Origin of the sequence: Runella zeae DSM 19591 (assembly GCF_000423565.1) — a bacterium.
Classification (GTDB): Bacteria; Bacteroidota; Bacteroidia; order Cytophagales; family Spirosomataceae; genus Runella; species Runella zeae.
This window is the reverse complement of the sequence record NZ_AUIF01000090.1, coordinates 1-6,151: the sequence shown is the minus strand read 5'-3', so window position 1 is coordinate 6,151 and position 6,151 is coordinate 1. Positions and strand designations below refer to the sequence as shown.

The following is a 6,151-nucleotide window of genomic DNA, read 5'->3' as shown; positions in this document are numbered from 1 at the left end:
AATTCTGTCAAAATGTAGTCGAATTCTGTCAAAATGTAGTCGAGCTCTGTCTTTAAATATGTCTGACAGAATTAGTTGACAGAATTGTAAATTCCCCCCATTTTGGAGGAGTGGTAGAGGAGGGATGTTGGTAGTTTTTTGGACGTAAAAACTATTTTCTATGAAAGAAAATATATACTGAAAAGAAATGATTAAAATTTTAAATCAAAATTTAAGATACCAAACTGCTTTGAAAAAATGGAAGAAGTCGATAATGAGAAGAGTAGGGGATAAAAAGAGTTAATTCTGTCAAAATGTAGTCGAAAATGAAATCCATGACAATGTAAAATTCTCATTTTCAGCAAGTTGTATATTTGTTGCTTTGTTTTGATTTTTATGATTATAGGTTTTGTTCCTAAAAAATGACAAAAAAAACAAAGATTGCATTGAAATAAAGAATTTAAGATAGATATGAATAATGTAGTGGTTTTGTAATTATCTGAAAATCAATATTTTGTGGTCAATTCTGTCAAAATGTAGCAAAACAATTGCAAATTCTGACAATCTTATTGTATTGACAGAAAAGATAGCTACCTTAGCTAGTCCAAACCTAATTGCAGTTTGAATGATAAAGCTCAGACATTTTAATCGCCAACCCAACGGGGTTATTATGAGTCGACAGAATTTTTCGTTGTTGGAGAAGCGTGTGTTTTATATAGTAATGAACCAAATCACAGAAGCTGATGCGGAGTTGCGTCAAAACAAGTACTTCCGCATTCCGGCAAAACTGATTACTAACAATTATCGACAGATATTAGCAATGACGCAGTCACTGATGAGAAATTGTCAGATTTGGCTACGTAATGACGAAGAAAAAGAGTTTAGTGCCTATAATGTATTCTCCTCGGCCAAATATAGTGCCAAAGAAGGAGTGTTTGAGATTGGGGTTTCGTACGAGGTGTTGCCCCATATCGCCAAAATCAAAAGTGGCTACACCGAATACGAACTCGCTATTGCATTGTCCCTCAATAAGACCTATTCGCAAAGATTGTACGAAATCTTGTCACGTTGGAAAAATTTTAATGGAGGAGCTTGGTCTGAGATTTCGGTAGATGATTTGCGCGACTTGATTTCTGCTACCGAAGACACTTATGATGATTTTGGGCAATTTAAAAGACGCGTCTTAGATCCAAGTTTGGAAGAAATTTCGGCCAAGACAGATTTATCATTTACGTACCAAATACATAAGACAGGCCGTAAGGTGACTCACATTTCATTTATCATCAATACGCAAGAGTCGAAAGCACTAGCCGAGCTACAAGAAATAAGGGAAGAACTCGGCAAAATGAACATGGATGACCGCTGGAAATATTTCCAAGAACGGCTTCAGGCGTATGATTTTTCTAGATTGCAGCAGAGCAAAATCATCCAAAATGAAGACCTCGCCAACTTGTTTATCAACGCCGATATGGAGATACAAGCAGGCAAACGCAGTCCTAATAACCCAACGGCCTACATGGCTGTCATTTTAGGGTTTAGCGAAAGTAGCAAGACAAAAAAAAGTAAGTAAACACCGCAATTTTCGGGTTTTGACGAGGCTTCGTACTTGGTACTTTTGTAGAAGAATCAACCAAAAATTGTGATGACAACTCAAGACCCAATCACCTACAAAAAAATTGAGGAAGCGATTGCGTATATCCAACGGAGTTTTCGGCAACAGCCTAGTTTAGAGATGATTGCCGAAGAGGTGCATTTGAGCCCTTTTCATTTTCAAAGATTGTTTAGTGAATGGGCGGGAATAAGTCCGAAGAAATTTCTACAATATCTGAGCATAGAACATGCCAAACAAATGTTGAATCAGCCCCAAACTACGCTCTCAGAAGCAGCGTTCGAAACGGGTTTGTCGGGGACGGGGCGTCTTTACGATTTGTTTGTAAATATTGAGGGCATGACACCCGGCGAATATAAAAATGGAGGCGAAAATCTCACAATCAATTATAGTTATGCCCACACTCCTTTTGGGAATATCATGGTAGCATCGACCCCCAAAGGAGTGTGTTATATGGCTTTTGATGATGAAGCAAACAATGCTTTTGATACGCTTCAATTGGCATTCCCCAAAGCCACCTATCGGTCTATCCTTGACCAACATCAGCAAAATGCCCTATTGATTTTCAAAGAAGATTGGCAGCAACTTCCTCAAATCAAATTGCATTTAAAAGGCACAGATTTTCAGCTTAAAGTATGGGAAGCGCTTCTCAAAATTCCTAAAGGAAAATTGACAACCTATGGAAATATAGCGCAGCAGATTGAAAAACCATCCGCAGCTAGGGCGGTAGGCTCAGCGATTGGCGACAATCCCGTAGCCTTTCTTATCCCATGTCATCGGGTAATACAGTCAAATGGTATCTTGGGGCAATACCATTGGGGAAGCCCTCGAAAAGCCGCTATCATAGGCTGGGAGGCAGCGAAGATTGGGAGGTAATTTGTTGATTTACAGATTTTAATAATGGTCGATTTGAAATTTGTTTATTCCAAAGACTGACAACAATCAGTTTTTGAATGTGCTAAATGTTACAAAAAGCCTTCGTATTAGCCTCTACTTTTGCTTCATCGAAAAAGAACAAAAACCAAACAATTACAACGATGAAAGTAGAGCAAATTTATACTGGATGCTTGGCCGAAGCGGCCTATTATATTGAGTCAGAAGGTGAGGCTGCGGTGATTGACCCTCTGCGTGATACCAAGCCATTTATCGAAAAAGCCAAAAACGACGGGGCTCACATCAAATATGTTTTTGAAACTCATTTTCACGCTGATTTTGTGTCAGGACATTTAGATTTATCTAATCAGACGGGGGCTTCGATTGTATTTGGTCCCTTGGCACAGCCTGCGTATCCAGCACTAATTGCTGAGGATAATCAGGAGTTTCAGTTAGGTAAAATAAAAATCAGAGCCATTCATACGCCGGGTCATACCATGGAATCTACCTGTTTTTTGTTGATTGATGAAGAAGGCAAAGAAACGGCCATTTTTACGGGCGATACTTTGTTTATTGGAGACGTAGGACGTCCAGATTTGGCTCAGCATGTAGTGAGTGATTTGACCCAAGAAAAACTAGCGGGGCATTTGTACGAATCACTCCGTAATAGAATAATGCCCTTGTCTAATGACCTCATCGTATATCCCGGCCACGGTGCGGGAAGTGCTTGCGGCAAAAAAATGAGTAAAGAAACCACGGATACCCTTGGCAATCAGAAATTATTCAACTACGCCCTTAATCCCAATCTTACCAAAGAAGCATTTATCAAAGAGATATTGACGGGGCTTGTTGCGCCACCAAGCTATTTTCCCCAAAATGTACTGATGAATATCAAAGGTTATGAAAGTTTGGAAGAGGTAATGAAAAGAGGTACTCAATCGCTGACACCCGCCGCTTTTGAAGCTGCTGCCAACGAAACAGAGGCGCTGGTTTTGGATGTGAGAGATGCCCAAACATTTGCCAAAGGATTTGTACCCAATGCCATCAATATTGGACTTGACGGGCAATTTGCGTCTTGGGTGGGTACGTTGATTCCTGATATTAGGCAGCCTATTCTTTTAGTGACTGAGCAAGGACGCGAGCAAGAAGCCATAACCCGCTTGGCAAGAGTCGGATACGACAATTGTATTGGGTATTTGGAGGGAGGCTTTGAGGCATGGAAAGAAGCTCAAAAAGAGATAGAGGAGGTAGCTACTATTTCGGCTGATCATTTTGCCGACTTGTACCTGAAACAACCTTCTATTCCAGTTTTTGATGTGAGAAAGAAAAGCGAATATGACTCAGAGCATGTGATTGGGGTTGAAAACTTACCGTTAGATTTTTTGAATGAAAATATGGCTCGTCTCAATCCTGCAACGACAACTTATATTCACTGCGCAGGAGGCTACCGTTCGATGATTGCTATTTCTATTCTGAAAGCCCGTGGTTTTCAAAACCTTGTGGACGTAGCAGGAGGTTTTGCGGCTATCAAGGCCACTCACAAATTACCTCTCACCGAATACGTTTGCCCTAGTACTTTGTTGTAGTTTTTCATAATCGATTAGGTCTATCCCTGACTTTCCTTCGAAAGTCAGGGATTTTTATTGAAAAGTCAAAAAATAGTTACCATTCAGCTACACTTTCACGACTAAGTGGGAAAAGTTCTATTTGTCAACCTTTAACTTACAAAAAAATGGCTACAGAGTTGTTTTATTATTATGAAGGAAAGAAAATTCCCTTATCAAAATCTACCACAAAAAGAGCGGTGAAATTTGATAACCCCGTTGCAGAAAATACACGGATTATGGTTGCCAATGTGTTGGGAGGAGTAGCTGCACATCCTACAGGGGTGGACGTCGGAAATGGAATTGTACTGTATGATGTTGATACGCCTTCGGATAGCCGTATAAGTTCAGACGTGGCACCGTTGAGTACTAACTTCGCGGCTAATGAGTTGCCTGTATTTGAAACAACCAACGAGGATTTGATGGTGGTAACGGAAGAGTTTATTGCCCGCTTTAAGAGTAGTGTTAGTATTGAAGAAATAAAGGAGTTTAACGAAAAAAATAAAGTAAAGATAGTTAGAGAAAATGATTATGAACCTAATGCATTTATTTTAGCCGTAGAAGGTGCGGGCAAGGCACTCGAAATGGCTAATTTGTACCAAGAAAGTGGTCTGGTAGACTATGCCCAACCAAACTTCACTCGTATTCTTCATCCTAATTTTATTCCCAATGATACTCTTTTTGGGCAACAATGGGCGCTTCGCAATACTGGACAAAGAGGAGGAGTGGCAGGTGAGGATATCAAAGCTACCTTGGCTTGGGATATTACAAGAGGGAATGGCACAGTCACTATCGCCATATTAGATGAAGGGGTAGATTATACACATCCTGATTTGAATACGCCGGGTAAATTAGTAGCAGGATATGATGCAACTCGAAGTACTTTACCCAATCCGCAATCAATAGACGGACATGGCACTGCTTGTGCAGGGATTGCGGCGGCGGCTGGTAACAATGCAAGTGGGATTACGGGAGTAGCACCCAATTGCCGAATTATGGGAGTGAGAATTGCAACGGGCTTTACTGCAGCAAATGGGCGCCATCTTTGGAATACAAGTGATGCAATTTTAGCGGATGGTATTAGACAAGCCGCAGCCCGGGGGGCCGACGTACTAAGCAACAGTTGGGGAGGAGGAAGTCCATCTACTGCTATAACTGAGGCAGTTCGTTTTGCCAGAAATCAAGGGCGAGCAGGACGTGGATGTGTAGTTTGCTTTGCAGCAGGAAACGACAACGGACCGGTAAGTTTCCCAGGGACATTACCTGAAGTAATTACGGTAGCAGCGTGTAATGAATTTGGAGAAGCCAAAACACCTAATAGTCGTGATGGGGAAAATTGGTGGGGAAGTAATTTTGGAGCAGAAGTGGACGTTTGCGCGCCAGGGGTACACATTGACACAACCGATATTCGAGGTGGAGGAGGTTATGGAACAGGTGATTATATAAGCTCGTTTAATGGTACAAGTGCAGCCACGCCCCATGTAGCAGGTGTCGCTGCATTGGTGATTTCTATGAACTCCAGCTTATCAGCTCCTGAAGTAGAGCTAATACTGAGACAATCTACGGATGATTTAGGAACAAATGGATTTGACAATCGTACTGGGTTTGGACGTATCAATGCCCTAAAGGCCGTTCAGGCTGCTTTGTTGAGATGGGATAACCCTCGAATAATTCCAGGTTGGTTTGGTTCTGAAAATCAGGGAGGAGACATTGCGATTGCGGATATTTCACTAAATGGTGGGCCTGATTTATTGGTCTTTCATCTCGACAATCCTGGAGGCCCCAATCATGGTTATTATCGGATTGGGTGGAACCTCAATGCCTCCGGTAATGCTTCTTCTTGGTCTGCTATTCATGCAGTCCCAGGGTGGTTTGGCTCAGAAAATCAGGGGGCAGGAGTGACTTTGGCAGATATAGATGGTAATGGGCGGAAAGACTTAATAGTCTATCATATTGATAATCCAGGAGGTGAAAACCACGGCTACTATCGCATCGGACGTAACCTCAATGCCCAAGGTGTAGTCACGGGTGGATGGTCAGCTATTAAAGCTATTCCGGGGTGGTTTGGGTCTGAAAATCAAGGAGG

General features: G+C 41.6%; 4 protein-coding genes. All 4 read left to right on the top strand.

Translation table 11 applies throughout. The annotated features are described in order from the left end of the window. Positions 1-604 precede the first annotated feature (604 nt). Entirely contained in the window at positions 605-1,549 is a 945-nt protein-coding gene (locus G563_RS0118090) for a replication initiation protein (protein ID WP_084650905.1), read from the top strand. A gap of 72 nt (positions 1,550-1,621) precedes the next feature. After that, a complete protein-coding gene (locus G563_RS0118085) occupies positions 1,622-2,464 on the top strand; it encodes a methylated-DNA--[protein]-cysteine S-methyltransferase (RefSeq protein WP_028666541.1) in 843 nt (280 codons plus the stop codon). Between the two features lie 161 nt (positions 2,465-2,625). Then, the gene (locus tag G563_RS0118080) at positions 2,626-4,047 is read left to right on the top strand and encodes an MBL fold metallo-hydrolase (RefSeq protein ID WP_028666540.1); all 1,422 of its coding nucleotides are present in this window, start codon (positions 2,626-2,628) and stop codon (positions 4,045-4,047) included. 146 nt (positions 4,048-4,193) lie between these two features. Further along, the coding region (locus G563_RS35205; RefSeq protein ID WP_063828420.1) for a S8 family serine peptidase at positions 4,194-6,151 on the top strand (1,958 nt) is incomplete at its 3' end.